This window comes from Enterococcus pallens ATCC BAA-351 (assembly GCF_000407485.1).
GTDB classification, from domain to species: domain Bacteria; phylum Bacillota; class Bacilli; order Lactobacillales; family Enterococcaceae; genus Enterococcus_A; species Enterococcus_A pallens.
This window is the reverse complement of the sequence record NZ_ASWD01000001.1, coordinates 1233221-1260042: the sequence shown is the minus strand read 5'-3', so window position 1 is coordinate 1260042 and position 26822 is coordinate 1233221. Positions and strand designations below refer to the sequence as shown.

The window sequence follows — 26822 nt, the reverse complement described above, 5'->3', positions numbered from 1 at the left end:
TTGAATAACCAGCAATTTTTTCTACTATATATAAATACGCAAAACAAACAGGAACCAGAATATCTCTGATTCCTGCCTGCTTTATTAGTCTTATTGTGACAATTCAAACACGAAATAATTCAAATCGCCGCGATATTTAGAAATAGAATATTCAACTGGTCGTCGGTCATTAGAAAAGCCTTGAGTATGGAAATAGAACAGCGGCTCATCAATCTCAACATCCAGCAAATCACTTGTGGTTTCATCCGCCTTGATAACCTCAAGCTTACGAGAAACTGCGATCACGGGATAGCCAGCCTCTTCCAATGCTTTATACAGCTTTTCCTGAGTGAAATCAATCTCTTGAAATCTAGGAAATAAATAATGAGGAATGTAACTAGTAACCAAAACAACTGGTTTATCTTCGGCATAACGTAAACGAATCAGCTTGTAGACTTTGTCACCTTTGTTTAGCCTAAGATTTTCGGCTACTTCATCACTCGCCTTCATGATGGTGAAGTTTAAAATTTTGGTCTTAGGAGCAATTCCCTTGCGGCTCATTTCGGAATCAAAGCTCTCGATTACATGAGTAAACTCTTGCTGGAATTTTGGCTTGGTTACTACGGTACCGCGTTTTTTACGCTTTTCTAAATAACCCTCATTAACCAACGATTGCAACGCATGGCGAATAGTCGGCCGACTAACACCATACATTTCAACAAGCTCGTGTTCAGTAGGGATCAGTTCATTTTCAGGATAGACGCCGGATTTGATTTTTTGCAGCAAGTCCTCGCTAATTTTTTTGTGTAATGGGATACTCATTGATCATCTGCTCCTCAATAAATTATCCTTACTATTATAGCATACAAAGCTGACCTCAACTATAGCGCCAATAAGGGTTTGGTGTTGCTAGTACACAGTCAGCCTTGCCAGGAAGAATAGCCTCCTCTCCTGGCAATAATAAAAGACTTTGACCTGCCTCACAAACATTTTCAGCTAAAATCAGTTCCCCAGAAAGAATGGTCAACACACTAGCAATCGGTGCTGGGTTCTTTAGCTCTCCTGTAACCTCTAAATGTTGAATGGTAAATTCCCGCTGGTCGACTGTCTGATTCAGTGCAAAGGTGCTCTTCTTAACTTGCTGATCGGGAATCAGGGTGTTTAACGCTGACTCTACCTGAAGCTCCCGTTTTTCACCGTTTCCATCTGTTCGATCATAATCGTAAAACCGATAAGTGATATCCGTCGATTGCTGAATTTCATAAACCAGTGAGCCTTTAGTTAACGCATGAATCGTTCCGGAAGGGATATAAATCAGCTCTTTAGCTGCTACAGGATACTGCTTCAAAATTTTTTGATAGTTGTTCGTCTTAACTGCCTCTGTAATAGCTAGCTTGTCTGAAGACATTTGCTCTGCGTAAATCCAACCAGTGGCAGGCGGAGTAATAAAATACCAGGCTTCGCTTTTACCATACGGTGCCCCCTCATGATTCTGTGCAAACGCATCGGTTGGATGAACCTGAATACTCAAATTTTCGTCACAGGCAGTAAAAGAGATGATGAGAGGGAAATCTTCCCCTGGCAATAAACCAAATTTCTGAGGATCCTCCTGAATCAAGCCACTTAACGTGCAATCGGTATTACGAACCAGACTATCAATTTCTGGAATCCCACTAGCAGAATATACTGAGCCGATCTTTTCAATTTCCTCGTCTCCTTGATATTGCTGCAGTCGAGGAGTCCCCCAGATTCTTTCCTTAGAAATTGGTTCTAAAATATACATGATGTCCTCCTAAAATACCCCTATTACCACTCCAACTGCTGAAATCACTGTTAAAACTAAAATGACTTTAGTCGCAGTTAATTGCTTAGATGTTAATAAATACCAAGCCAATAAAACCATGCCTAATGGTAAGATGCTTGGAAAAATACCATCCAAAACATTTTGCAGCTCCTGCACTTCGTCTCCCATAGGAATTTTAATGGCCGTTGTCAACGCAATATTCGATGCAGCCAGTCCACCCACTACCATAATCCCTAAAATATTAAAGGCATCAGTAATCCGTTTCGCATTCTCACCAATAATCACATCAATGGCATTCACCCCTAAACGATAACCGTTCATAAAACATAAATAAGAAATCAGCGGACCGATAATGCCATAGCTTACTAAATAAAACACTGGTCCCAAGGCATTGCCGCCTGCTGCCAACCCCATCCCAATCGATAAGAGAATCGGAACAATAATCCCTTGTATAATCGAATCGCCAATTCCGGCCAAAGGTCCCATCAGAGTAGTTTTAATGTTAATCGGCATTTCCTCCGGCACGTCGCCACCTAAAGCAATTTCTTCTTCCAAAGAAGCCACGATTCCATTAATTAATTGCCCCGTTTGCGGTTCAGTATTGTAAAACATCGAATGACGGAGCAGCAATCGCCGCTTAGCATCTGGATCATTTTTGTAATATTTCTCAGCAAAAGGCAGGTAAGAAAATGCCCAAGCATGCGCCTGTAATTTTTCGTAGCTCATGGAAGATAAGTGCGTGAAGCCCCAGCGTTTCCAAATTTGTCGTAATTCTTTTTTGCTTAATCGTTGTTCAACCTTCTCCATCACTTTACCCTCCTAAAATAAGTCATCGTCTTCATAAGCAACATCCACAGCTGGTCCAGCATCCGCTGCCGCCGGTGCACTGCCGTTGTTTGTGCCTTTTCCTGTGCTTAGGTAAACAATATACGCCACCATCGCAGCCAAAAATACTAATGCAATCATGTTTAACTTCGCAAAAGCCATTAATACAAAGCCCGCGAAGAAAAAGACTAAATGAATCTTGTCTTTAATAACAATTCCCATCAGCATAGCAATTCCCAACGCTGGCAATACGCCACCTAAAACGGAAATTGTGTCTGTCACAACTTGCGGAACGTTGGACAATAACCAATCTACTAAGCTGCGGCCAAAGAAAATTGCTGCAAAAATTGGTACAGCCCGCAAAAGAAACGTTGTAATCTGCGGATATACCACATGATTCATGGTAATCCCACGATCATCAATGTTTTCTGCTGCCTTTTGAGCCCGAGTGTTCCAAAAGGAGTACAGAGCCATTCGCGTATTATAGAAAATAAGTCCAAAGGTTTGACCAATCAAAATCGATAAGGTAACAGCAACTGCAGGATCTTTAGTCGTAGCTAAGGCCAAGCCAATCCCACCGTAGGCTGCGTAGGTAATTTCACTATTCGTGGCACCGCCAGTTGACAGGTTCGCAATGAAAACAGCCTGTACTGCTAAGCCGCACAAAACCCCTGCTTGAACTTCACCAAAAGCAAGACCGGTCAATAATCCAGCTACCAGCGGCCGACCCACTACATAAAATCCGCCACTCATCCCGAACAGCCAGGGACTTTCAATTGCTCCTAAGTAACAAAAAATTCCCGTCAGCAATGCTGGTAAAAACAAACTTCCTTCCATTTTCTTTCCTCCTTATTTTCCTGTTAGTCCGCCATTGCGTTGTATTTTTCTTTCATAACCTTCCAAGGTTTGGTTTCATCATCCGGCAGCAGCTGAAAGCCAATTTCAATTCCCTGCTGATCCATGTATTCAAAAGCTTCATAATCTTTTTGATCAATCGCTACTGTGCGTCCCAATACTTTAGCACCTTCGCGGGTATTCATCGGCCCGACATTCAGCTTTTTGCCAAAATCAACACCCAACTCAACCAGCTTGGCAAAGGTTTGCGGGGAATTACTGATAAGGAAAAAATCTTTGTTGGAGTCTTTGCCCTTGGGAATACTTTCCATTGCTTGCTCTGTCGTGTAAATGCCCAGCTTTAAATTACCTGCTGCTGCTTTTAATACTCGTTTGCGCAAATCGTCCTGTGCAATGTCATCGCCAACTACTAAAATTCCTTGTACCGAACGCGCCTTCGTCCAACGTGTAGTCGTTTGACCGTGAATCACACGATCATCAATTCTTGCTAATGTAATTGTCATGATGTTTTTCCTCCAATTTATGTTTTATTAAATAGGTGCTTGCTGAATACGTTCTTTTTCAAGTGTGTCTAAAACTCAATTTCATCCTCGAGATCATCCTCATCAGTACCAGCGACTCCGGCTTTTCCAGTAGTTAAAGCCAACTGATAGAGCTCATCTAAGGTGAGGGTTTCCATCGCCAATCCTGCTTCAATTAACATAGGCAAGTTCATGCCTGCTATAACTCGAACCTGTTGGGGATGCTTTAAATGATAATTAAAGGCTTCATTGTAAGGAGTTCCTCCCTTTATGTCAGTAATTATCAACACCTCATCTGTCAATAAATTATCCATTCTCATTTGAAATTCTTGCTTAAATGTTCCAATTCCATCGTCCGTTAAGCTGATCGTATGAAGCTTTTCGTTAACCCCAGCAATCATTTGATAACTATTTACAATCCCCTGACAAAATGTACCATGTGTAGCTAACATAATCTGCATTTTCCTCATCCGCTCCCTTTTATGTAATTACATTTTAAAACTTAACCAAATAATAACCTCCTTAGAAAGCGATGTCAACATCTAAATGTAAATATTTTTTGTCTTGACATCGCTAAAAATCTGACTTATGATGTATTATGTAATAACATAAAAGGAGGAAGACGAATGACAACTTATTCAATTGATCAGTTAGCACAAATGATTGACCACACTAATTTAAAACCTTATGCATCCAGAGAGGATATGAAGACCCTTTGCGAGGAAGCGAAGGCTTATCACTTTAAGATGGTAGCCATCAACCAAGTGCAATCGGCACTTTGTCACGAGTATTTAGCTGACAGCGATGTCGCAATCGGCGCAGCCATCAGCTTCCCACTCGGTCAAACTTCGATTGCTGTCAAGGTTTTCGAAACGAAAAACGCTATCGAGATCGGTGCCACCGAAATCGATTACGTCATTAATCTAACGGAAGTAAAAGCCAAGAATTGGGCTTATTTAAAGGATGAAATGCAGCAAATCGTAGCAGTTTGCCGTGAGAACCAGGTGATTTCAAAGGTGATTTTTGAAAATGCCTATTTAACAGAGGAAGAAAAAATCGCTCTATGTCACATTGCCAAAGAAGTTGAGCCTGATTTCATTAAAACATCTACTGGCTTTGCTCCAAGTGGGGCCACTTTTGAAGACGTGAAACTGATGAAGGAACAGGTGGGACCAAAGGTAAAGATCAAAGCTGCTGGCGGTATCCGCGATGCCGAAACCTTCAAGAAAATGCTGGCTTGCGGAGCAGAGCGCATTGGTACTAGTTCAGGTATGGCTATCATTGATGCTTTGAAGGAAGAAGCCGCGAATGGTGAGATAACGCTTTAATAGTAGAAAACCCAGTTAACAGAAGAAACATCTTTCGTTAATTGGGTTTTTATTCCATCGAATCTCATGATAAACAGACACCCTGAGCGTTCCTAGCAGGAGCTGCCCAAGATGTCTTCTTCTGTATATTTTTTTAATGGCTCTGCCCATTTAGCAGGGTGAAGACTAAACGTTTTTAACGATTAATCCATCGCATTCCCCCTCTTGAAGGTTTTTTATAAATGAATGGGCGTAGACCGCACCATAGATTCCCGCATCATTGCCTAATTCGGCCTTCTTCACTGAGATCTGTCCGCGAATTTGCGGGAAAGCATACTGATTGATTTTCGCCGTCAGCGGGTCGATTAAGTCAGCACCTGCTTCTGAAAGTCCGCCGCCAATCACCACTTCCTCCACATCAATCGTGTTCAGAATTCCGGCAATCGCCTGACCTAAAATGTCGACAAATTCTTCCAAGACTTGCTGCGCGGCAGAATGACCTTCAGCAGCTTTGGCAAAAATCAGCGGTGGTGTTACTTGTGGCCAGCGCTCATTGCACTCCTTTAATTTCTTTTTCATACTGTAAGACAAGCCGGTGGCCGAAGCGAAGGTTTCCAAACAATTACGACCGCCGCAGCCGCACAAGCGATCTTCCTCAGAACGAACCGGGATATGCCCAATTTCCCCGCCGGCAGAATGACAGCCGTTCAAAACTTCTCCATTTAAAACAATTCCACCGCCGACACCTGTCCCTAAAGTGACAAACAACAAATTGGATTTGCCTTTAGCCGCTCCCTGCCACATTTCTCCTAAAGCGGCTGCATTGGCATCGTTTAGCAGGCAGGTATCCACACCGAGTTCTTGCTGGATAATCTTTTTTAAGGGCACTTCTTCCCAATCCAGATTAACCGCTCGAACCACTGTATGACCATCCGGCGAAATAGGTCCGGGCACTCCGATCCCGATGCCAGATACTTCCTTTATTTGTTGATCGCCTAGAACCCTACGGACAGATGTACAAATATCTCCTGGAATCTTAGCGCCTCGTTCTGAGATGTCCGTGGGAATTGTCCACTTTTTTTCGATATTTCCTAGTACATCCATCAAAGCGAATTTGACACTGGTGCCGCCAATATCAATACCGAGTATTTTTTGTCTATTTTTCATTTACCTCACCTGCTAAACAAAATTCCGCAAATAATGGGTGCTTTGCTTAATGGAGCGTTGCACATCGACGTAATCGGACTCGTACGCACGATCCTCTACTTCAATACAGGTATAGCCGTTATAGCCCACATCAGTCAAGGCCGAAACGTATTTGCCCCAATCCACATCCCCTAAACCAGGCAGCTTGGGTGACATATATTCTAACGGGGTTGCCATAATACCTACTTCCTGCAATTTGTTCCAATACAGCTTGATGTCTTTGTAGTGAATATGAAACAGCTTGTCCTTGAACTCATAGATAGGTGCAAGATAATCCATTTGTTGCCAAACAAAATGAGACGGATCGTAATTCAAGCCTAAATAGTCGCTGTCCAGCAGGGTGAAAATTTTTCTAAATAAAGCGGGCGTTGTCATTAAGTTCTGTCCGCCAGGCCACTCGTCTTCCGTAAACAGCATCGGACAATTCTCAATTGCGATTCTCACCTGCTGCTTTTCAGCATGTGCCAACAGCGGCTGCCAGACCTTAACCATCTCTTTTAGATTCTCAGATACAGACTTGCTGGGCATCCGACCAATGAAGGTGGTCACTAGATTCACATCCAGCAGTTTAGCTGCATCAATCACGGAATACAAATGTTGGATTACCTGTTCTCGTTTGGCTAAATCTTCATCTAATGGGTTGGGATAATAGGCCAAAGCTGAAAGAGCTACCTGTTTTTCGGCTGCGTAGGCTTTGTACTTTTCGGCGATTTCTTTGGTTAAATTTTCCGTGTCAATATGAGAGACCCCTGCATAACGACGTTCGGCTTTGCCCGCGGGCCAGCAAGCTACCTCGACACATTCCAAGCCGTTTTCCGCCACAATATCAATCATTTCATAAAAATCACTTTGGTCTAAAATGGCCGAAACCAGTCCTAATTGCATCTTTTTTCCTTCTTTCTATTCAAAATCAACTGAGCGATGAGTTCGGGCAGACTCCCGAACAGCATCCAACAGCTTCATCAAACGCAAAATTTCTGTCGGCTTCACCACCAGCTCCTCTTCGCCGGCGACATATTTTTGATAATGATCAAAGAACATTCGATGGTTCACCGTCACATCTGGCAAGTCTTCCGTTACAAGACGACCTTCTGGCGGTGGACCAAAGGAGCGGGTCGGACCAGCGGCGGTCATCGTAATTTTGCCGGGAACATTGGTCAACAGCTGACTGGTACGCACGATATTTCCTTGAGGATTGAAGCCGTCCACATAAGCACTGCCTTTGTTGCCTCCTACAAACCAATGACGTTCAAACCAACTAGGTTCATCCTTTAAGAAATAAGTACCTAATTCCACCTGACCGGTAATGCCGCTGTCAAAATACAACTGAATATTGAAATAATCATCTACATTTTGATTAATGACATTGCGGACATCTGCGTAAACCGTCTTCAGCTTGCCGGGAATCATCCACAGCATCTGGTCCAATAAATGCACACCCCAGTCATACAGCATGCCGCCGCCAAATTCTGGATAGATATGCCAGTCGTGCATGTTGCCGTTGAAGCCGTACAAGGAGTTTTTGATTGTGTAAATATCGCCTAAGGTTTGGCTTTCCACCACTTCCTTCATTAAGCGGTAGTCTTTGTCCCAGCGGCGCTGATGATGAATGGTAAAACGAACACCGGTTGCTTCGGTAACAGCCATCATTTCTTCAAATTCTTCCCCGTTCATTGCTGCTGGTTTTTCCAAAATAATATCTTTTTGGGCAGCCGCAGCTTTTTTCACCATGTCTAAATGCAAATGGTTGGGCACAGCGAGGATGACTGTATTAATGTCCTCTTCCGCTAACAGCTGGTCTGCCTTCAAAAAAGTCTTCACGTCAGCTGGTACTTCCTTCAGCTGATCTTGATTAATATCACACACCGCTGCCAATTTAGCATAATCTAATTTTTTTAAGGTCTCACCATGGGTCTGTCCCATGAAGCCGTACCCGATAATTCCAATCGTTAACATCGTTTTTCCCCTTTTCTTAAACTGTCACAGCTCGTTCCTTCACTCCTACCAGCGGTACAGGTATGTAGGCAGTTCTGGTGGCTACCGTCAAAGCAACCTGATGCTCTCCATGTGACAATCCACCTGGTTTTAATACACGAATGTACAATGGTTCGCCATATTCCCATTTGTAGGTTGTCACGGTAGCCGCTTCACTTAATGTAAACCAATCTTCCTGATCAATCGAAAGCTGGATTGCATCAGCGGATTCTTCCACGCCATCTACTGCTACTTTGATGAATTCCACCATGGATAAGGGAATTCCACGATAATAGGTAATTAAGGTTTGCAGCTCGTAGCCGATAACTGCCCCGTTTTCTTCAATATTTTTGCAGCTGTCTTTTTTGAATACATTATTATCAAACATGCTATGCTTCCTCCGATCCTTGAATTTCCTTCAGGCAAGCCCGCAAATACTGTTGATTAGCTGCTACCTGTTCTTTTTCCTGCATGGGTGTTCCTGGCAGGGTGAAACGATTGCCTTCATACTCGGTAGCGACATATCCGTCGTAATTCTTTTCGTGCAAGTATTCCAGCAGTGCTTTGTAGTCCATGGAATATTCAGGACCTTCCGGCGTCATTTCAAACATCTTGAAGTGGAAATGCTTAATGTAAGGCATGTACTCATCCAACACGCTGAAGGGATAGTTTTCGTAGCCGTCGCACAAATGAGAAAACATTTGGTCTTCTTTGGTTTTGATGACCTTTTTGAACGCCTCAGGAAATTCGCCGTTGTTTTCTTTCATCGCCCGATGCAAATCTGTGCCTTGAGCAAACAATTCGTCCAAATAAGCAAACATTTCTGGACTGGCACCGTTATTCAGCTCATAATTAACGACCACCCGCGGGAATTTTTGACAAAAGATACCCGTATCAATGACTAAGCCGATGTATGGTGAATCAAGCCGCTTCATTTCTTCAATAAAGTGCAAGGTTTCCGGTTCGTCAAAGGCCATCCCGGCATGAATCTCCAGTGCGATTGTGACATCATATTGTTGGCAATAAGGCAGCAGCGGTTCACATACCCAATAAGGCACCATTGAAACTAAACGAATCAATTTGAAGCCTAAACGATGGGCTTGTTTGATTTCTTCGATTAACAAATCAATGCATTCCCGCTTAGTCAAGCTGCGGTTGTTGTACAGATTGGTGTTCAAAAAGACATCGGCAATCACCGGTGTGATCCCTGTTTCTGCCAGCAATTCCTGCCAATGAGCGACCGCTTCTTCGCTAGGATGGGGGGCATTTTTGATCATTTGATCGGGTAAAATTTCGACACCCTCCACCTGGTTTTCTTTTAAAAATTGCATTAAATCATCCAGATTCATGCGGTGATTCAAGTATTCATCCTGCAAACTATATAAACTAACGGCTGTTTTAATTCGTGACATGATTGGTCCTCCTATTTTCTATTTACGGACGAGCGGCGACCGCTCATCCGACAATTGTACTTACAGCTCTACAACTTTCCCCGTTTCAGCGGATTGGTAAATGGCTTCCAAAATTTGTGTTACCACAATAGCTTGTTCTGGTTTCACTAAAGGTTCGGTATCATTTAAAATGGCTTCTACCCATTGTTTAGCCTCGGCATCCTTTTGCTCTAAGCTGCTGCCTTCAAAGCCGAAAACGCCACCCGCATCAGAGGGTTGGGTTTGCTCCAGCTGATTATGGGCTGCCTGATTGAAGACCACATAGCCTTGATCCAAAAAGGCCTTGCCAAACATTTCTGCTCCCCCCTCGGTTCCGCATAAGGTCACCTGCGCTTCTTTCGGATTGATCATGTTCAAGGCCCATGCCGCTTCTAAGAAAATAGTGGCGCCATTTTCCATTTTAATTAACCCAAAGGCTGAATCTTCCGTTTCAAAGCTTTCTGGGTCCCACGGGCCAAACATGTTGCCCATCGGATTGTCCTTCAATTTTTGATAAGTAGAGCCTAAGACCATTTTGGGTTTGTAGTTGTTCATATACCACAAGGTCAGATCCAGTGCATGCGTTCCAATATCAATCAGCGGTCCGCCGCCTTGTTTCGCTTTATCCGGGAATACTCCCCAAGTTGGCACACCTTTGCGACGGATGGCATGGGCTTTGGCGAAGTAAATTTCTCCTAGTTCACCCTTGCTGCAGGCCTCGTAGGTCGCCAATGAATCTGCCCGGAAACGGTTTTGATAGCCAATGGTTAATTTTTTTCCGGTTCGGTTGGCTGCATCCAGCATTTTTTTAGCTTCTGCATAATTAATCGCCATCGGTTTTTCACACATCACATGCTTGCCGCCTTCTAAAGAAGCCACGGTAATTTCCGAGTGGGAAACATTCGGGGTTAAAACATGAATCACATCGATGTCTTTTTGTTTAACTACCTCTTGATAATCCGCTGTAACTAACGCGTCGGCTGTTCCATAAGTTGCAGCTGCTGCTTCCGCCCGTTCAATGATCGTGTCGCAAAAAGCCACTAATTCTACTTGATCAGCTAATTTCGCCAAGGCTGGCAAATGTTTTTGATTGGCAATGCCGCCACACCCGATAATGCCAAATTTCAATTTTTTCACTAGATTTCCTCCTTGTTGTACTGCCCGGTGGAAAACCACCGGGTCAGCTGTTCTTACTAGGTATCGCTTACAATGATTAGTTTACTGTGGAGCAGACAGAAACACTCGTCACCTGCCAAAAGAAAAGATGATACATTTTTGTGTTTGGTGATGCACAAATTATTTTTGTGCAAAATTAAACCATACTTTTTCGTTGTTTATTGCTTTGCTGCGCGTTTTTCATCCAATTGTTTCCGAATATCATCCGTATCCTGATCGCTTAGGTTCCATAGCAAACAGGCAATAGCTGCTAAAAAGAAAAGAATTGCCGGAATTAGGTTAACCACTAGGTTGATTCCATCCTTGGTAGCTGCGGTCTGCTCCATGTTGGCCTGATAGCCAAAGCTGTGCAGCAGCATAATACCAACAGAAGCACCTAAAGCATTTCCAATTTTCGTTGCTAAACCATACGTAGCATATGCGGTACCATCTGTCCGAACACCAGATTTTAATTCTTGATAATCCACCGAGTCGGAAACCAGCGACAAGGAGATGGGAAAGCCCATATTAAACAATCCAAAAATGACATGCCCAGCAATAATCATTGGCAGATTGTCAAAGTCAGCAAAATATACAACTAACAAGCCAATTCCTTGCAGGATCAAGGAAACCATTAATACATTACGCTTGCCAAACTTGCGAACGAGCGGAACGATTGCTAGGGAACATACTGCACCGCCAATAGACGGAATCGTCATTAATAGCGCAATTAAAGTAAAGGCGCCTAAACAGTAAATGACATAAAAGGTCGTAACCGCAATTCGTCCCATAAAAGCCGTCATCTGCAGCATCATGATCAAGAAAACGATCATTAAATATTTGTTGCCAATAACATTTTTAATCGTCGTACTAAAAGGGACCTTCTTTTCATTTTTCATCGGCTGCACAACTTCACGGGAAGTCACGAATACAGCAAAACACATCGGAATCGAAATAACGGCATAAATCAAAGCAGTCATAAAATAGCCGCGGCCTGTCGCAACCTTTGCACCGTCTGAAAAAGCTAGCATAATGAACGAAGACAGTGAGTTCACAATAATCATACCCACATTCATTCCTACCGAACGCCACGCATTTAATTGGTTGCGTTCATTGGCATCCTCGCTCATCACTGCAGCCAGAGCACCGTAAGGAATATTCACCAGAGTGTAAATCATGCCGGCAATGATATAAATGACTGCAGCCCAGATAACTCCGGCAGTCCCATTCCCAAAAGGACCAGTAAAGGTCAATACCGAAAATAGTGCTAAAAACGGTGAACCAAAAGCAATATATGGACGGAAACGACCAAACTTGCTGCGGGTTCGTTCTGCAATCATCCCCATAATCGGATCATTGATTCCATCCCATAAACGAGCCACCAACATAATCATGGAAACTGCAATCGGTGCTAAACCGACAATATCTGTATAAAAAACCGTTAAATAAGTGCCGACAAACGTCCAAACGAATTGACTAGCTAAATCCCCTAAGCCGTAAGCCATTATTGAAAATTTGGTTAATCCTTTTTTCTCCAGCTTGATTTCATTGTCAAAGACTTCTTTTTCCATATGAACCTCCCAGATTTAGTTGTTTTCGTAAACGTTTACAAGGTAATTGTAAGGGCTGGCTCGCTGGAATACTCTGCGTTTGGCGGAGATTTGATTGATACTTTTGCGGGAGGATCGTTTAACTGCACATAAAAAAGCAAGATTGTATGATACAATCTTGCTTTGATTTACCGTCTTGGTCTTACATTTACCTTTTGGACTTCGATTTGTAGAGCAACCTTACCCATCATTTGACCTCATCAAGTTTCTGTACGTAGGCTCAAGAGATTCACCATACCACTTCCTTCGACCCATCATCATTGATTTCGACTTGTAGTTCACTGCGCTTGGCGGTAACTACTCGTGACTAGATTTTCACCAGCTAGATAAATGCCATGCCTAGCACACTATAAAGAGCACAATGATTCGAAAAAATTCGAACCGTTGTGCTCTTGTAAAAATTATTTCAACTTTTTCTTCGCCAATGATTACATTTGGGTAGTAATCACAATTTGAGTAATGATTAGGTAAGCAGCGGTGATAATTTACCTTTTTCAAAAAATGATCGTCGTGTATGTTCCTTGTGTTTCCAGCTGCTTAGTCTTTGATGGTGTCTAATAGTGTTTTGAATAAAATCCCACTGGAAGCTGCACCTGGATCAATATGTCCAATCGCTCGTTCACCTAAATAAGAGGCCCGACCTTTTTTTGCGACTAAATCCTTGGTATGTTCCTTTGCAGCTTCAATCACTTCACTAGTCAGCTCGCCATTTTTCAACGCTGCGGCTACTGGAATCCAAACATCCACCATCGTTTTATCTTCAGCAACCGCCTTACCTCGCGCTTGAATTCCCTGAAGTCCTTGATTCACAATTTCTCCTAATTGTTTTTCAGAGGTGATGACCGCTAGCCCTTTTGTAGCTTTGGTCATATTCATAAAAGCAGAACCGTATAGAGGACCAGAAGCACCACCAACCTTCGAAATCAACGCCATCGAAAGAATTTTCAATGTGTCACTAATTGTTGCTGGCTGCTGTTTTTCAAAAGCAGCTTGATAGGCTGCCATACCACGAGCCATATTGTTTCCATGATCGCCATCACCGATGGGCGTATCCAACTCGCTGAGGTAATCCTTGTTTGCCTCAATTGCATCAGTAAAGGCGTTCAGCCATGCTTGTATTTTTTCTGCCGTTAATTCCATAGGGGTCCTCCTTACCACGAGATCGTGGTGACTTTACTTGTTAGTGCATCTATCCATTGTTGTTCAGCTAAATCAATCAAGGTCAATGATAAGCCTTGCATATCAATCGATGTCATATAGTTACCGACTTTATTGAAGACTACTTCGACTTCTTTTTTCGCTAAAAGATTTAAGACATCATTGACGAAAACAAATTGCTCCATCAAAGGTGTGCCGCCCATGCCATTCACTAAAACGCCGACTTTCTTTGGCACTTCACTATAATCTGCTAGCAATTTTTCTACCAGCTCTGCGGCTAAAATATTGGAAGGCTGCATTTTTTCACGACGATATCCTGGTTCTCCATGAATACCTACCCCATACTCGATCTCATCTTCCGGCAGCTCAAATCCAGGCTTGCCGACTTCTGGTACAGTGGCTGCTCTTAAAGCAACACCAATCGTTTTCGTAGCGGCCACTACTTGATCTCCCAGTGCTTTAATTTCAGATAGCGAAGCCCCTTTGCGCGCGGCATCACCTAAAATCTTATGAACCAAAACAGTCCCTGCGACACCTCTTTTCCCAGCTGTATAGGTGCTATTTTCAACTGCGATATCGTCATCAACAACAACGATCTCTACTGCGATGTCGTCCATTTCAGCCATGTCTTTTGCCATTTCAAAATTTAAAATGTCGCCAGTATAATTTTTAACAATTAGGATTACCCCTTCGCCTTGATCAGCGTTGATAATCGCAGTATGAATTTGATCTGGGGTTGGTGAGGTAAAAACATCGCCAAGAACAGCAGCACTCAGCATGCCATCACCAACAAAACCTGCATGCGCTGGTTCATGACCACTACCACCGCCAGAAACCAAGCCAACTTGTTTGGCTTCCGCATTTTTGATGACCACACGTGAATCATCAATGCGATGCACAATCGATGGATAGCTTTTAACAATGCCTTCCAGCATTTCTTCAATGATATCTCTAGGATTATTGATTATTTTTTTCATTCACTAATTCCAGCCTTTCTTGCCAGCATTTTTTGCTTCGTTAATGATCGTTGTCAGATCATCTGTTACTCCAGCAGTGATTGCACCTGCAAAAGCGCCTTCAATCAGTGGCGCATCGACTAAATGATAGCGTGCCTGTTGTTCTGGCTCCAGCATGTCGGCAACCAGCTCTGCACTTAATACTGCACTACCGAGGTCCGCAAAGACCAAACATTCGGCATCATCAGAAGCATTGATTGCTTCAATGATGCGGAGTGGATCAGAACCGAGTTCCCCCTCAGAAGTTCCACCCAGAGAAAAAATGGTGACCGTTTCAGCCTTCTGCATCTGTTCAATCATCTCTTTTAACCCATCAGTAATTTCTTGGCTATGGGAAACTAATAATATACTTTTTTTCATTAATTTATACCAAGCCCTTACGTTCTTTATAGTTTTGACCAATTCGATCGGCAACAATAATCGCATTCGCTACTTCTTCGACAACGATAGGAAATGGCATAGAATGAATCGATTCTTCCGGAATACACGCAATTTTGGCAACTTCTAATGCCTCTTCAAACGTAATGTCCTCAACACCGATATCGGAAAGCGTGATCGGCAAACCAATGGAGTCACAAAAATCAAGTACTGTTTCTAACTCTTCTTTGTCTGCATCTTCCAAAACCAATTGCGCAATTGTTGCAAAGGCTACTTTTTCACCATGCAGATAATGATGGGCACCAGGCAAAACAGTCATACCATTATGAATAGCGTGTGCTGCAGCCAAACCGCCACTTTCAAAGCCTAGTCCAGAAAGTAGAATGTTCGTTTCAACAATTTTATTCAGCGCTTCTGTCACCACATTCGCATCACAGGCGATTTTGGCTTTTAAGCCGTCCTCTAGCAGATTTTCCCAGCAAAGCTTCGCCATGGCAAGTGCAGCATAGGTTCCCATTGCAGGTTCAGTTAACCCTTCGCGAGAGCCCATCGGTAAGCTAGCATTTACCCGAGAAAAAGAGTTGTGGGTTGCCCGGGCTTCAAAGTAAGTAGATAAGGCATCCCCCATACCAGCAACTAAGAAACGAGTTGGTGCTTGTGCAATGATCTTAGTATCAACCATTACAACACTTGGGCTTTGCTTGAAGTAAGCATAATCATCAAAGGAACCATCTTCATGATATAAAACAGCAGAATGAGAAGTTGGCGCATCCTGAGCTGCGATCGTTGGCACAATAATCAGCGCTTCACCCTCTGCTACAACTTTCGAAGCGTCAATTGCTTTTCCGCCGCCTAAACCAATAATGCAATCTGTTTGTTTTTCTTTAGCGATTTCCTGTAGACGTTTGGTTTCCGCACGAGTTACTTCACCATTGAATCCGCCTTCAATAAAAGTAATGTCAAACTTTTCGGCAGTCGCTTCCAGTTGTGGACGCACACGATCAACATCTTCAGGGTTCGCGATCAATAACGCAGATTTTCCAAAAGTGGAAACAAAGTAACCTAAATTTAGTAATTCATCCTCGCCTTGAACATATTTTGTTGGTAAGATTAGTGCTTTTCTCATTGATAATGACCTCCTAATATTTAACTACTCCATTATTCTAAAACGTTTCCATTCAATAAGCATTGAATTTAGATAGCGTTTTCTTTCAATTTTAGATAGAACTATTTTGTGAAATAGAACTTTCTTGTGCTATCATTACATTGTTCTATAATGAGATAGAGGTGAAAATTTTGGGGATGGAATTCGAATTAGAACAGGTCTTAGATCTAAAAAAGTGGGAAGCGGTTCAAGAGGCCATTGCTATTGCAACACATTTAGCCATTGTTTTAGTAGATTATCGTGGCAAACCGGTCACCCATCACAGTCAGGTTCAACCTTTTTGTCAGCGTGCTCGGGCGCATCCGACTTTAGCAGCCTATTGTGAGAAATGTGATGCTCGTGGTGGTTTGGAGGCTGTTCGAACCGGTGAGCCCTATATTTATCGCTGCCATTTCGATATCGTGGACATAGCGATTCCCATTATGTTGGATCATAATTATGTAGGGGCGATTATGGCCGGGGAAATTCGCTTAGATAAGGAACAAGAAAACTTGGAGCAGGTCCTAAGAACTCCTTCTGATCCAATTTTTTCAGCGTTTATTGAAGAATACCGATCATTTTACGACAACTATCCAGTGTTATCATTAACTGATTTACAAAACACAGCGGTAATGCTAGAAAAATTAAGCAGCTACATAGTGACAGAGGCGATAAAAAAAGACTACCTCGTCCGAACGTATAAACAAAGCTTGCGGCTAGCTTCGCGAAATGTTTCTCATGAGACAGCAGAAATTCCTGTTCTTGAACAGGTTCGTGATGATGTACAACTTTCTTTATTAGAAAACCGATTGACCCAAAAAGAGGGGCAGTATATCGCAAAAAATCCGCTGTTGCAGCCGGCACTTGACGCCGTATTTATCAATAAATCCAGCCACCTTAGTCTTCAAGAGTTGGCAGAACTAACCAATTTGAGCACTAGCTATCTTAGCCGTTTATTAAAAGAAGAATTAGGACAGCCTTTTAGTCAATTTTATGCCGAATTGAAGGTTCGTTGGGCAAAGGATTTGCTTGAGTCTAGCAATATGACCATCAGTGAAATCAGTGATGAGTTAGGCTACGTTGAAGCCAGCTATTTTGTCCGTTCCTTTAAGAAAATTGCAGGAATAACTCCGTTAAAATATCGCAAAGTCGCTCGGAAGAAATAATTGAAATAAAAAAGCTGTGAAGTATGAGACAAAAGACTTTACTCCCTTGAAAAATCTGAGCTTGTCTTAGACCTATTGAATGAAGTGCTGCTGCGGCTGAAATTGCACCTAGAAGAAAAAGTCTAAAAGACTTGCCACAGAAAATAGACCCCTTCCCAAAAACTATTAATAGATTTTCCGGAAGGGGTTCATTAGTTTAGTTTTTTAGAGCTACTTGCGTCCTAGCCTTTTAGCGAGACACCTTTTGAATGTCGATAAATTGAATATCCTGTGGAGCCAGCTCCACTTCAAGCTTCAGCTGATGGTGACTGGATTGCAGCTCTCTGACTTCTATTTGCGGCTGACACCGATGCTTCAAGTAAGTTACCAGCTCCTCATCCAGCTGATCCGAACTGCTGACCTGATTAATTTCTTCTAAAATATTGCCCGCACTTGGCCCAATTCGATAACTTTTCATCCGGTAGCGGCTGGTTTCTTCCTTCAGCTCCTTGAGAAGCAGCTGCTTTTTTTGTACGTTGGCTGAAGCAAACAAGGCAGAAGCATTTCTTCGCGTAAAGGCACTGTTGAAATCATAATAATAGGTAGAATTCAGATGGCTGTAGGAAAAGCACAGCAGTTGAATCCGATTCGGGGCTTCCTTAGTAATCAACAAATCCTCCGACTGATAGACTACTTGATCACTTAGCTTGCTTAAAAAGAGATACGCATAGTAACCGATTTTAGGAATGCCGCTTTTAGAAATCAGGCCAGAGCCGCCAAAAATTTCCTTATTAGCTGTATCAAAGGTGGTTACGGATAAATCCGTCAGCTGCCAGTAGCCGATTAAGTCACAATAAGGAATCACAGCCAACACGTTCTTTAGAATATAGCTGCCTTTAAAAGCCGTATCATTAATAATGTCCCGATTCAAAATGGTGACATTAAATTCGGTAATGTATACCTTCCCTTGGTAGCCAATTTCTGACAAAATATCCCGAACCTTTTTCATGCGATGAAACATGTAATTGGAATCCGGCGAGATCGGCTCGTGGCGTTTTTTGTGCTGATTGATCTGCTGCTTCACCGCGTCCATAGGATAAATTCCTAGACTGATGAAATCCGGTGCCGCCTTGCTTTTGGTCCACTGAGCTAGGAAGGTACTCAAATCGTTGGCCTCAATATCCAGACTTAACCCGCAGCCGCCCACTTGAATGCCGGGAACAATTTGCTGAATCAGCTCCTTAATCAAAGAAAAAACGTGGATATAATCCTTTTCCCGCGTGAGGTTCAGCACCCTGCCTTGCTCTTCAATCCTAGTTAATTCCTCACAGCCAATCGTTTGCAGCACCAGCCGATTAGGTTTCCAAATCTCGATAATCCAGCTGGAAACCTCCTCCAGTCCGAAAACATCGATACAATGGTGGAAAAAAGCTTGGTAGCGGTGCAGCAAATCCGACAACTGATTAGACTTGCGAGTAAATAAGTGACTCTTAATAATCTGCGTATGCGTCTCATGAATCAATTTGCCTTTAAACCCCAGCTCCAAAAAAGGCTTAATCCCCGCTTTGACCATCGTCTGCAAAATCTCGTCCACTGTTGAAAAATCATACAGCTCCCCCACCTGCTCCAGAATTTTTTCACTGAACAGCCCCCAAATTCGCCCATAGGCAAACGGATTGTTCTGCTGCAGATAGCCGATTTGATCAACGAAGGTGGCATGGGTCAAATCTCCGGCGTAACCCAAATTAATCATATTTTTTTGGAAATTTTGCTGAAGCACCTGCTGCATTGAGACTTGAATGGTTTCATCATCCACCTGCGCTTCTTTTTCCTTAAAATAGCTCGCTAAATTGTGAATGTCCTCTTCCCCTAAACTGTAGTACTGTGGTGCCACCTTGGCTTCAGCCTTTACTTCCTTGCGAAATTCACTAGGCGTCAAGCCCTGGTACTTTTTGAACAATCGATTAAAGGAGTTGATATTGGAAAAGCCTGCCGAAAAAGCAATATCCGTGATCGATTTCTCCGTTTCCAGCAAATCCTTACGCACCTTTTCTAACCGCTTGCGAATCAAATATTCGTTCATGGGCATCCCAATTTCGGTCGAAAACAGCCGTGACAAATACTGTTCTGAAATATAAAGCTTATTGGCAATATCTGACAAACGAATATCCTTATCGAAGTTGTTATCAATGTAGAACTTTAACTCATACACCTTTTGTTTAATACTGCGTTCTTCTTCCACACTGGCTGGCTGCGTATACTCCTTCTCCAGCAAACGAATCAAATGAAAGTAAGCTTCAAAAACTTCCGCAGCTGGATGCTTGTCTTGCAAAATATACAATTTCAGCAGCTGTTCAATGGATTGAATCACCTGATGATCCAAGCTTTTGCTTTCAGTTGCGGAATTTCCCGCAAACACAACTCCCTCCTGATCCTCAAAGAAGTAATGCAGCACAATCTCAAAAGCACGAGCATCTTCTGCGTACACGGTATGCACCGCCGATTTCGATAAAAGGTAAAAATCATTTTTCTGCAAAGCTAAAACCGTGTCTTCTTTTTCAATCGTCACTTCTCCTGCCAAAACATAAAGCAGATGAATATTGTTGTCAAAATGCTGCCACACACTGTTGGCGGTCAACACGGTAATCTCAATATTTTCCCAAGGCTCAATCAAACGCATCCTTATCCCCCATTTCCCCTTCTAAAGGGTAGCACAATCATGAAAGGGAATACAATAGTTGATTAATAGCTAGTCCCTCCTTACAAATTTCAAAACTGTTCAGGGTGTTTATAGAAGCCATTTAGCTTTGCCAAACACAATCACCAATCAAATGCAAAAAAACAGTTGACAAAGTCCACTAAAATAATTATGCTTACTTTAACATACGAGGGAGCAATGCTTATGACTATTGAAAACATTCGGCAGTTCAATCGCTACTACACTCGGATTTTAGGAGTATTTGACAAAAGAGTCTTTAATCTGGACTATTCCATGATTGACATGCGGATTTTGGGCGAAATTGCCCGTAATAAAGGAACCACTGCCAATCAGCTAGCCAAATTCATGCGCATGGATCGCAGCTACTTGAGTCGCATAGTCAACAAATTGGAAAAAGCCGGCTATATCCTGCGAGAAAATGATCCTAACGATAAGCGAATCTTTCGTCTATTTCTAACTGATGAAGGCGAAGCGTTGAATCGCTACATTGAAGAACAGTCGAATAAGCAGATTTTAGAGCTGCTTCACTCCTTGGAGACCAAGGAAATTACTCAGCTGGAAACAGCTATGAATACGATTGAAACAATTTTGGGCCAAGTGGTTCCCAAGGAAATGGAGGAAAATTAATGCTATCATTTGAAAACGATTATTCTGAAGGTGCCCACGAAAAGGTGCTGCAGCTGTTGCTGGAAACCAATCTGCAGCAAGAGCCAGGCTATGGAACCGACAGCTTCACCCAACAGGCGATGGCAAAAATTCACCAACAGCTGGACTGCCCAGAGGCGGAAATTAAATTCTTAGTGGGCGGCACTCAAACCAATCAAATCGTGATTACAGCACTGCTGAAAAATTACGAAGGTGTTTTGGCAGCTGATACCGGACACATCAGCACCCATGAAGCTGGCGCCATTGAGTTTTGCGGTCATAAGGTGTTAACTCTGCCTCATCATTTAGGCAAAATTGATGCGGGTCAAGTACGGGAGTATGTGGAAAATTTTTATGCCGATGTCACCTACGAACACATGGTAGCTCCTGGCATGGTCTATATTTCTCATCCTACAGAGTACGGCACGCTTTATTCTTTAGAAGAGCTTACGGCACTGTCAGCTGTCTGTCGGGAATTTGAGCTTCCACTTTATTTGGATGGTGCTCGCTTAGGCTATGGCTTAATGAGCGAGGAAACCGATGTAACCATGGCCGATCTTGCCCGTTTATGCGATGTTTTTTATATTGGCGGAACCAAGGTGGGGGCTTTGTGCGGTGAAGCGCTGGTGTTCACTAAGCAAAATATGCCAAAGCATTTTGTTTCTACCATTAAACAGCACGGAGCGCTTTTAGCCAAAGGTCGTTTACTAGGCGTTCAATTTTTAGCCCTTTTCAGCGACAATTTGTATTTCGACATTAGCCGCCACGGGATTGAAATGGCACAATTATTGAAGAATGGCTTTTTGCAAAAGGGCTATCAAATATTTATCGATTCACTAACCAACCAGCAGTTCATTATCCTGGAAAACGAGAAGATGCAGGCTTTGCAGGAGCAGGTTCGCTTTTCTGTCTGGGAAAAACTGGATGACAGCCATACCGTCGTGCGTTTTGCTACCTCGTGGGCGACAACGCAGGAATCGGTGGAACAATTGTTGGCGATGATCTAATTCCATATAAACAACCTCTGAAAGTTCTGACTTCCAGAGGTTGTTTTCTTCTATAGTTAGAGCTTTAGTAGATTGCCTTCTCCAGCTTTAACCAGATCCTTTTTCAATTGTACCTGGTAACGCTCCTTGTCCAAGTTAGTAAAAATGACTAAGGTCATCAAGGAGTAGCCTTTAGCTTTGATCGTTTCCGTATCTAATTCAGCCAGCACCTCATTTTGATGAACAACATCGCCTTCTGCCACTTGCAGTCGGAACCCTTCCCCCTCAAGGTTCACCGTATCAAGCCCAATGTGCAGCAGCACTTCATTGCCAGCATTATCCAACAATGAAATCGCATGCTTCGTTGGAAAAATACCGGTTACTTTCCCACTGACAGGGGCATAAATAATACTATCTTGCGGATCAACAGCAAAGCCGTCCCCCATTGCTTTGGATGCAAAAACTTCGTCCGGCACTTCACCTAAAGGAACTAAGCGCCCTGTTGCCGGCGACACAATCGTCAATAGTTTTTCAGGATCGCCCGCTTTCGCTTGCACTGGTGCTGCTTCAACTACCGCAGCTGCTTCTTCTCCGCGCAGTTTTGCTAAAACCGCTTCTTTTATCCCGACGGCTTTATTGCCATAGATTATCTGAATATTTTTCCCGAGGACACTGACTCCTGAAGCCTCCAGCTCTGCTGCAAAAATATCTTTGTCCACCATTTCGGCATTTTCAACATCTACTCTTAATCTTGAGTAGCAGGCATTAACATTCTTAATGTTCGCCTTGCCGCCTAAGGCTTGGATGATATTCGTAATCTGATTGCCATCATAAACCCGGCTAGAGAGAGTCTTTTTCTCAGATTCTTTGGTTCGCCCAGGCGTTTTCAGGTCAAATTTCAAAATTGCAAAACGGAACAAGAAATAGTTAATTGCCGCAAAAGCCAAGCCAACAGGAATAAGCAGCCACCAGTGTGTGCGAGAGGTTAACAAATTAAAGAATAAGAAATCCAGCAATCCCCCTGAGAAGGACAGCCCCAAGTGAGCCCCCAACAAATTCATTACCGCAAAGCCCAACCCTGTCACTACTGCATAAACTAAAAACAGTGCTGGAGCTGTGAAGATAAATAAGAATTCCAAAGGCTCGGTTACTCCAGCCACTAGTGAGGTAATAGCCGCAGAAACCAAAATCCCGTACACTTTCCCTCTCTGCTCTTTGTTGGCGGTATGGTACATGGCCAACGCCACTGCAGGCATGGAGAAAATTTTCAGAACGAACAAGCCATTCATAAAGTTGCCGGCCGTAATCGGCACCCCATCTGATAATTGCGAGAAGAAAATTAACTGATCGCCGACTACTAACTGACCGGCTTTGTTGACATACTCCCCCGCCTGCAGCCAGAAAGTCGGCCACCACACGTGATTCATCCCAAATGGAATCGTCAATCGTTCAATAAAACCAAACATAAAGCCCGAGAAGCCAGGATTCAAATTGACGATAAAATTAGAAAGATTGTTAATACCGACTTGAATCGGCGGCCAAATTAAAATCATTAAGAAGCCTAAGAACAGTGAAGCAAACGCTGTGATAATTGGGACACACCGTTTTCCTGCGAAAAACGACAAAGCCTGCGGCAGTTCGACGTCATGGAATTTATTAAAGACTGCTGAAGCAAGAACACCGATAATAATACCGCCCAAAACTCCCGTTTGAATAGTGGGAATCCCTAAAATCTCTACATACATGTTCGATTCTGCAACCATTTCAGCAGTGATTCCCATAGTTCCGCCAATGGTAACATTCATAATTAAATACCCAACAATTGCTGAAAGAGCCGCAACCCCGTCATTATTCGTTAAACCAATCGCTACCCCTGCCGCAAAAATCAGCGGTAGATTAGCAAAAATGATATTCCCCGTTGACAGGAGCACGCCGAAAATATTGGCAAAGGTCTGGTTTTGTGCAAAAGGAATCATTTCTACAAAGGCCGGATTGGTAAAAATTGTTCCTAACGCCAACAACAACCCAGCAGCCGGCAAAATAGCAATCGGTGTTTGCAGCGAGCCGCCAATATTGGTTAACTTATTTACAAACTTCATAAAATAATTTTTCATTTTGTCACTCCTTACTAATCTCTAACCCCTGCGACAACAAAAAATGCTGGATGGCAACATAAGAATCTTCATTGTGCTTTTTACCAGAAACCTCCTTTGGTGTAATTTCAACAAACTGACTGTCAGGAATATACTGGCTCAACAAAACACCATAGTTAAACGGATGAATCGGGTCCTGTTTGGAGGCTAGGATTAACGTAGGTACAGAAATCCGCCGCCACTCCTCCCGATCACTGTTCGGACAGTCTTTGGGAATACGTACCAGCTTCTCACTCGTTTTCTTTGTATAGGCATAATCGAACTGTCCTAATAAAGTATCGCCAGCGTAGTGAGCCAGCTCATCCATTTGCTGATAAATCCTAGTTTCCCGATAGGCCGCCTTTTTGGTTAAGATCGTATCATCCTGCAAAATCGTATAAATCTGCTGAAACGCTTCTTGAATTGCCGGCTCCTGTGGACGATCCTCCCATGCCGGGCGCGACAAAATTAAATGAGTTACCCTTTCTGGATTATTTAAGGCAAGATGCAAAGCCACTCCCGCTCCGGTTGAGATCCCGCCAATAATGAATTGCTCCAGCTGCAAATAGTCCGCTAAGGCCAACACATCGGCGGCAAACTGCTGGAAGGAAAACTTTTCTGGCGAACCATACTGAATGGTTTCCCCATGACCTCGAAAGTCAATAGAAATCCGTCGAAGTCCCGTGGTCTTTTTCAGTACCCCCATCGTTTGCTGCGTGTCTCCTCCTAATCCATGGAGAAAAATGAAGGGCGTTCCCGTATTCCCATCGTCTTCATAGTGAAACGTAATCTGATCAAATGTATGAAATGGCATTATTTTCTCCTTTACAATTCGCCAGAAACAGAACTTACCACTACTCGTTTACCAGTCTTCACTGACTCTTGAACAGCCTGCATGATTTTCATTGCAGCGATTCCGTCATTGACTGTTGCTCCTTTGCCTGGTTTGCCGGTCAAAATTGCTTGCGCAAAATCTTCAATCTGTCGCCGATAAAAATGGCCGTCTACTGCGATTGGTCGATGGTAGCTGTCATCAGCTGACTTAAATATTTCTACGTCACTGCTTTTAAAGGTCCACGGATTATAGGTTTTAGCGATAATCGAACCGTGTTCGCCATAAACCTCAAACCCTTCGTGCCAATCCATCCGTACCTGCAAAGTTAAATCCAATTGCCCTACAAACCCGTTCTCAAATTCTGCCGTAACCATCCAAGAATAAGAGCCATATTTTTCGGTCAACCAAGCAGTGACTGCTAGAATATTTCCACCTAAATATCTAGCTGTATCGTACAAATGACTGCCGTGCCCGCGCATATAATACCGCCGTTTATCAGCTTTGGGATTGCCCGCGGGCTTTTTCATGTTAGGGCCCGTTAAAATGACCGGTTGAACATTGTCTGTAGTGGTATAACGGTAGGTATTATCACAATACCAAGCCTTCAATGCCAACATTTCTCCCATTTCCGTATCAATAAACTCCTTGGCGGCTTCAATTCCTGGATCAAAACGCTTCATGTTTCCTACCTGCACATGAACCTTGGTTTCCTTTACCCGCTGGCCTAACTCCTCCACCTCTTCAATTGACATACCCAATGGCTTTTCTACCAGTACATGCTTGCCTGCTTCGATGGCCTTCATGGTCATTGGGACGTGAAAATTATCCGCAATTCCAATCACCACTGCCTCCAGCTCAGGGTCCTTTAACATCTCGTCAAAATCCGTAAACAGCTTTTCTGGATGATAGATGTGGGCCATCTCGTTTAACAAGTATTGATCCACATCACAAATTGCATACAACTCAGCATTATTTGCCCGCCGAATCGAATCAAAATGCGCAGCTTGTGAAATCTGACCGGCTCCTAAAACACCAATTTTTACTTTTCTTTCCTCTGCGTTTGCCATTACAACTCCCCCTGTCCCTGTTCTAAATAATTTAGCGCAAATTCAACCTCATCCTCTTCAAGTCCGTGCATGATTACTGGTCCTTGGTAAGACTCCCTCAACTTTTCTAAATAACTCTTTAAGGGCAGATTGCCCTTGCCAACAGCCTTAAATTCGATTTTTTCTTTAGTGACCTGAGCATCCTTACAATGTGCAACTGCAACATAGTCCTTCAATTTGTCCAAGGCGGTCAAAATTTTCTTTTCCAGCTGATCTGCATCCTCGGTAGTCACAATATTCGCTGCATCAAACAAAACTTTTAAATAAGGCGACTGCTGATAATGCGCCATTAACCGCAACGTATCCTCCACTGTACTAACCACATTGGCCTGCTCCGGCTCAACCACAATCACCACCTGATGTCCCGCTGCAATCGCTATCATTTCATCTAAGGAGCGATAGAGCCTGGACCAAGCCTTCTCAGTATGATTGTCCGGGTGCGGACTCCAGAAATCCTCTTGGTTGAAGCTTCCCGTTGATATCGAAACAAACGGAACCCCCAGCTTGGCCGCAGCCTGAACTACCTGTTGAAAATTGTGCAGATTTTGCTGATGGGTTGCTTCCTCCAGTTCAAGCGTATTAAAGGTGCCTGAAATAACGGCAAGCGAAATTCCAGTACGTTCAGCTGCCGTTTGAATTTGTTGAAGAGTTTCTTCCGGAATTGCTTCAGGCAAGCTGGCCAAGCCCACATTAGCAAAATTGAACTGAACAGACGATAAACCCGACTGTTTGATTCTAGTAAAGGCTTCAGTTAATTCGTAGTTCTTATACCCTTTTGAAAAAATCCCAAGTTCCATTTCCCTACCTCCGTATGCTATAATCAATTTATCGTTTCTTATCGTTTTGGTATAAACCATTAGAAACAATTACTAAAACTTACTATACTTGCATG

The 26822-nt window shown here is 43.1% G+C and carries 26 protein-coding genes; 4 read left to right on the top strand and 22 right to left on the bottom strand.

Annotated elements, in window-relative coordinates:
* Nucleotides 1-90: 90 nt before the first annotated feature.
* The 6 genes from I588_RS06000 to I588_RS05975 all read right to left on the bottom strand — a co-directional run bounded on the left by I588_RS06000 (nt 91) and on the right by I588_RS05975 (nt 4445).
* Complete coding sequence (locus I588_RS06000; protein WP_010758076.1) at nt 91-801, bottom strand: GntR family transcriptional regulator; 711 nt, start codon at nt 799-801, stop codon at nt 91-93.
* 55 nt (nt 802-856) lie between these two features.
* Entirely contained in the window at nt 857-1762 is a 906-nt protein-coding gene (locus I588_RS05995; RefSeq protein ID WP_010758075.1) for a class I mannose-6-phosphate isomerase, read from the bottom strand.
* A 9-nt stretch (nt 1763-1771) separates the two neighbouring features.
* Nucleotides 1772-2590 (bottom strand): PTS system mannose/fructose/sorbose family transporter subunit IID, encoded by an 819-nt coding sequence (locus tag I588_RS05990; protein WP_010758074.1) that lies wholly within the window; start codon nt 2588-2590, stop codon nt 1772-1774.
* A gap of 12 nt (nt 2591-2602) precedes the next feature.
* On the bottom strand, nt 2603-3445 hold the full coding sequence (locus tag I588_RS05985) for a PTS mannose/fructose/sorbose/N-acetylgalactosamine transporter subunit IIC (protein WP_010758073.1): 843 nt from the start codon (nt 3443-3445) through the stop codon (nt 2603-2605).
* Nucleotides 3446-3468: 23 nt separating this feature from the next.
* Complete coding sequence (locus I588_RS05980; RefSeq protein WP_010758072.1) at nt 3469-3966, bottom strand: PTS sugar transporter subunit IIB; 498 nt, start codon at nt 3964-3966, stop codon at nt 3469-3471.
* Nucleotides 3967-4034: 68 nt separating this feature from the next.
* A complete protein-coding gene (locus tag I588_RS05975) occupies nt 4035-4445 on the bottom strand; it encodes a PTS sugar transporter subunit IIA (protein WP_034693415.1) in 411 nt (136 codons plus the stop codon).
* 165 nt (nt 4446-4610) lie between these two features.
* Here I588_RS05975 and deoC point away from each other — a divergent pair, with 165 nt between their 5' ends.
* Complete coding sequence (gene deoC, locus I588_RS05970; protein ID WP_010758070.1) at nt 4611-5312, top strand: deoxyribose-phosphate aldolase; 702 nt, start codon at nt 4611-4613, stop codon at nt 5310-5312.
* 165 nt (nt 5313-5477) lie between these two features.
* Here the strand turns inward: deoC and I588_RS05965 are convergent, their stop codons facing one another.
* From I588_RS05965 to I588_RS05915, 11 genes are all read right to left on the bottom strand, one after another.
* Nucleotides 5478-6458 (bottom strand): ROK family protein, encoded by a 981-nt coding sequence (locus I588_RS05965; protein ID WP_010758069.1) that lies wholly within the window; start codon nt 6456-6458, stop codon nt 5478-5480.
* A 12-nt stretch (nt 6459-6470) separates the two neighbouring features.
* A complete protein-coding gene (locus I588_RS05960) occupies nt 6471-7382 on the bottom strand; it encodes a sugar phosphate isomerase/epimerase family protein (protein ID WP_010758068.1) in 912 nt (303 codons plus the stop codon).
* 15 nt (nt 7383-7397) lie between these two features.
* The gene (locus I588_RS05955) at nt 7398-8453 is read right to left on the bottom strand and encodes a Gfo/Idh/MocA family protein (RefSeq protein WP_010758067.1); all 1056 of its coding nucleotides are present in this window, start codon (nt 8451-8453) and stop codon (nt 7398-7400) included.
* A 16-nt stretch (nt 8454-8469) separates the two neighbouring features.
* Entirely contained in the window at nt 8470-8859 is a 390-nt protein-coding gene (locus I588_RS05950) for a C-glycoside deglycosidase beta subunit domain-containing protein (protein ID WP_010758066.1), read from the bottom strand.
* 1 nt (nt 8860) lies between these two features.
* Complete coding sequence (locus I588_RS05945) at nt 8861-9883, bottom strand: sugar phosphate isomerase/epimerase family protein (protein ID WP_010758065.1); 1023 nt, start codon at nt 9881-9883, stop codon at nt 8861-8863.
* A gap of 60 nt (nt 9884-9943) precedes the next feature.
* Nucleotides 9944-11038 (bottom strand): Gfo/Idh/MocA family protein, encoded by a 1095-nt coding sequence (locus I588_RS05940; RefSeq protein WP_010758064.1) that lies wholly within the window; start codon nt 11036-11038, stop codon nt 9944-9946.
* A 197-nt stretch (nt 11039-11235) separates the two neighbouring features.
* Complete coding sequence (locus tag I588_RS05935; RefSeq protein WP_010758063.1) at nt 11236-12627, bottom strand: MFS transporter; 1392 nt, start codon at nt 12625-12627, stop codon at nt 11236-11238.
* A 576-nt stretch (nt 12628-13203) separates the two neighbouring features.
* Nucleotides 13204-13806: a dihydroxyacetone kinase subunit DhaL gene (gene dhaL, locus I588_RS05930; RefSeq protein ID WP_010758062.1), complete on the bottom strand. Its 603-nt coding sequence runs from the start codon at nt 13804-13806 to the stop codon at nt 13204-13206.
* Between the two features lie 11 nt (nt 13807-13817).
* On the bottom strand, nt 13818-14801 hold the full coding sequence (dhaK, locus tag I588_RS05925) for a dihydroxyacetone kinase subunit DhaK (RefSeq protein WP_010758061.1): 984 nt from the start codon (nt 14799-14801) through the stop codon (nt 13818-13820).
* Nucleotides 14802-14804: 3 nt separating this feature from the next.
* Nucleotides 14805-15200, bottom strand: a complete 396-nt coding sequence (gene dhaM / locus I588_RS05920) for a dihydroxyacetone kinase phosphoryl donor subunit DhaM (RefSeq protein ID WP_016250041.1) — start codon at nt 15198-15200, stop codon at nt 14805-14807.
* A gap of 4 nt (nt 15201-15204) precedes the next feature.
* A complete protein-coding gene (locus I588_RS05915; RefSeq protein ID WP_010758059.1) occupies nt 15205-16344 on the bottom strand; it encodes a glycerol dehydrogenase in 1140 nt (379 codons plus the stop codon).
* A 176-nt stretch (nt 16345-16520) separates the two neighbouring features.
* Between I588_RS05915 and I588_RS05910 the strand changes: the two genes are divergently transcribed.
* Nucleotides 16521-17528, top strand: a complete 1008-nt coding sequence (locus tag I588_RS05910) for a PocR ligand-binding domain-containing protein (protein WP_034693412.1) — start codon at nt 16521-16523, stop codon at nt 17526-17528.
* 229 nt (nt 17529-17757) lie between these two features.
* On the opposite strand, the gene I588_RS05905 is transcribed toward I588_RS05910, so the two are convergent.
* A complete protein-coding gene (locus I588_RS05905) occupies nt 17758-20187 on the bottom strand; it encodes an AraC family transcriptional regulator (RefSeq protein WP_010758057.1) in 2430 nt (809 codons plus the stop codon).
* A gap of 222 nt (nt 20188-20409) precedes the next feature.
* Between I588_RS05905 and I588_RS05900 the strand changes: the two genes are divergently transcribed.
* Both I588_RS05900 and I588_RS05895 read left to right on the top strand, forming a co-directional pair.
* Entirely contained in the window at nt 20410-20853 is a 444-nt protein-coding gene (locus I588_RS05900) for a MarR family winged helix-turn-helix transcriptional regulator (protein ID WP_010758056.1), read from the top strand.
* Nucleotides 20853-21878, top strand: coding sequence for a threonine aldolase family protein (locus I588_RS05895; RefSeq protein ID WP_010758055.1), 1026 nt, complete (start codon nt 20853-20855; stop codon nt 21876-21878). The genes I588_RS05900 and I588_RS05895 overlap by 1 nt, the downstream gene beginning before the upstream one ends.
* Nucleotides 21879-21934: 56 nt before the next feature.
* Here I588_RS05895 and I588_RS05890 read toward each other — a convergent pair whose 3' ends face one another.
* From I588_RS05890 to I588_RS05875, 4 genes are read right to left on the bottom strand one after another with little or no spacing between them, the layout of a single operon-like run.
* The gene (locus I588_RS05890) at nt 21935-23971 is read right to left on the bottom strand and encodes a PTS sugar transporter subunit IIABC (protein WP_010758054.1); all 2037 of its coding nucleotides are present in this window, start codon (nt 23969-23971) and stop codon (nt 21935-21937) included.
* 4 nt (nt 23972-23975) lie between these two features.
* On the bottom strand, nt 23976-24803 hold the full coding sequence (locus tag I588_RS26400) for an alpha/beta fold hydrolase (protein ID WP_010758053.1): 828 nt from the start codon (nt 24801-24803) through the stop codon (nt 23976-23978).
* An 11-nt stretch (nt 24804-24814) separates the two neighbouring features.
* Nucleotides 24815-25891: a Gfo/Idh/MocA family protein gene (locus tag I588_RS05880; protein WP_010758052.1), complete on the bottom strand. Its 1077-nt coding sequence runs from the start codon at nt 25889-25891 to the stop codon at nt 24815-24817.
* The gene (locus I588_RS05875; protein ID WP_010758051.1) at nt 25891-26727 is read right to left on the bottom strand and encodes a sugar phosphate isomerase/epimerase family protein; all 837 of its coding nucleotides are present in this window, start codon (nt 26725-26727) and stop codon (nt 25891-25893) included. Before I588_RS05875 ends, I588_RS05880 begins: the two co-directional genes overlap by 1 nt.
* Nucleotides 26728-26822 lie beyond the last annotated feature (95 nt).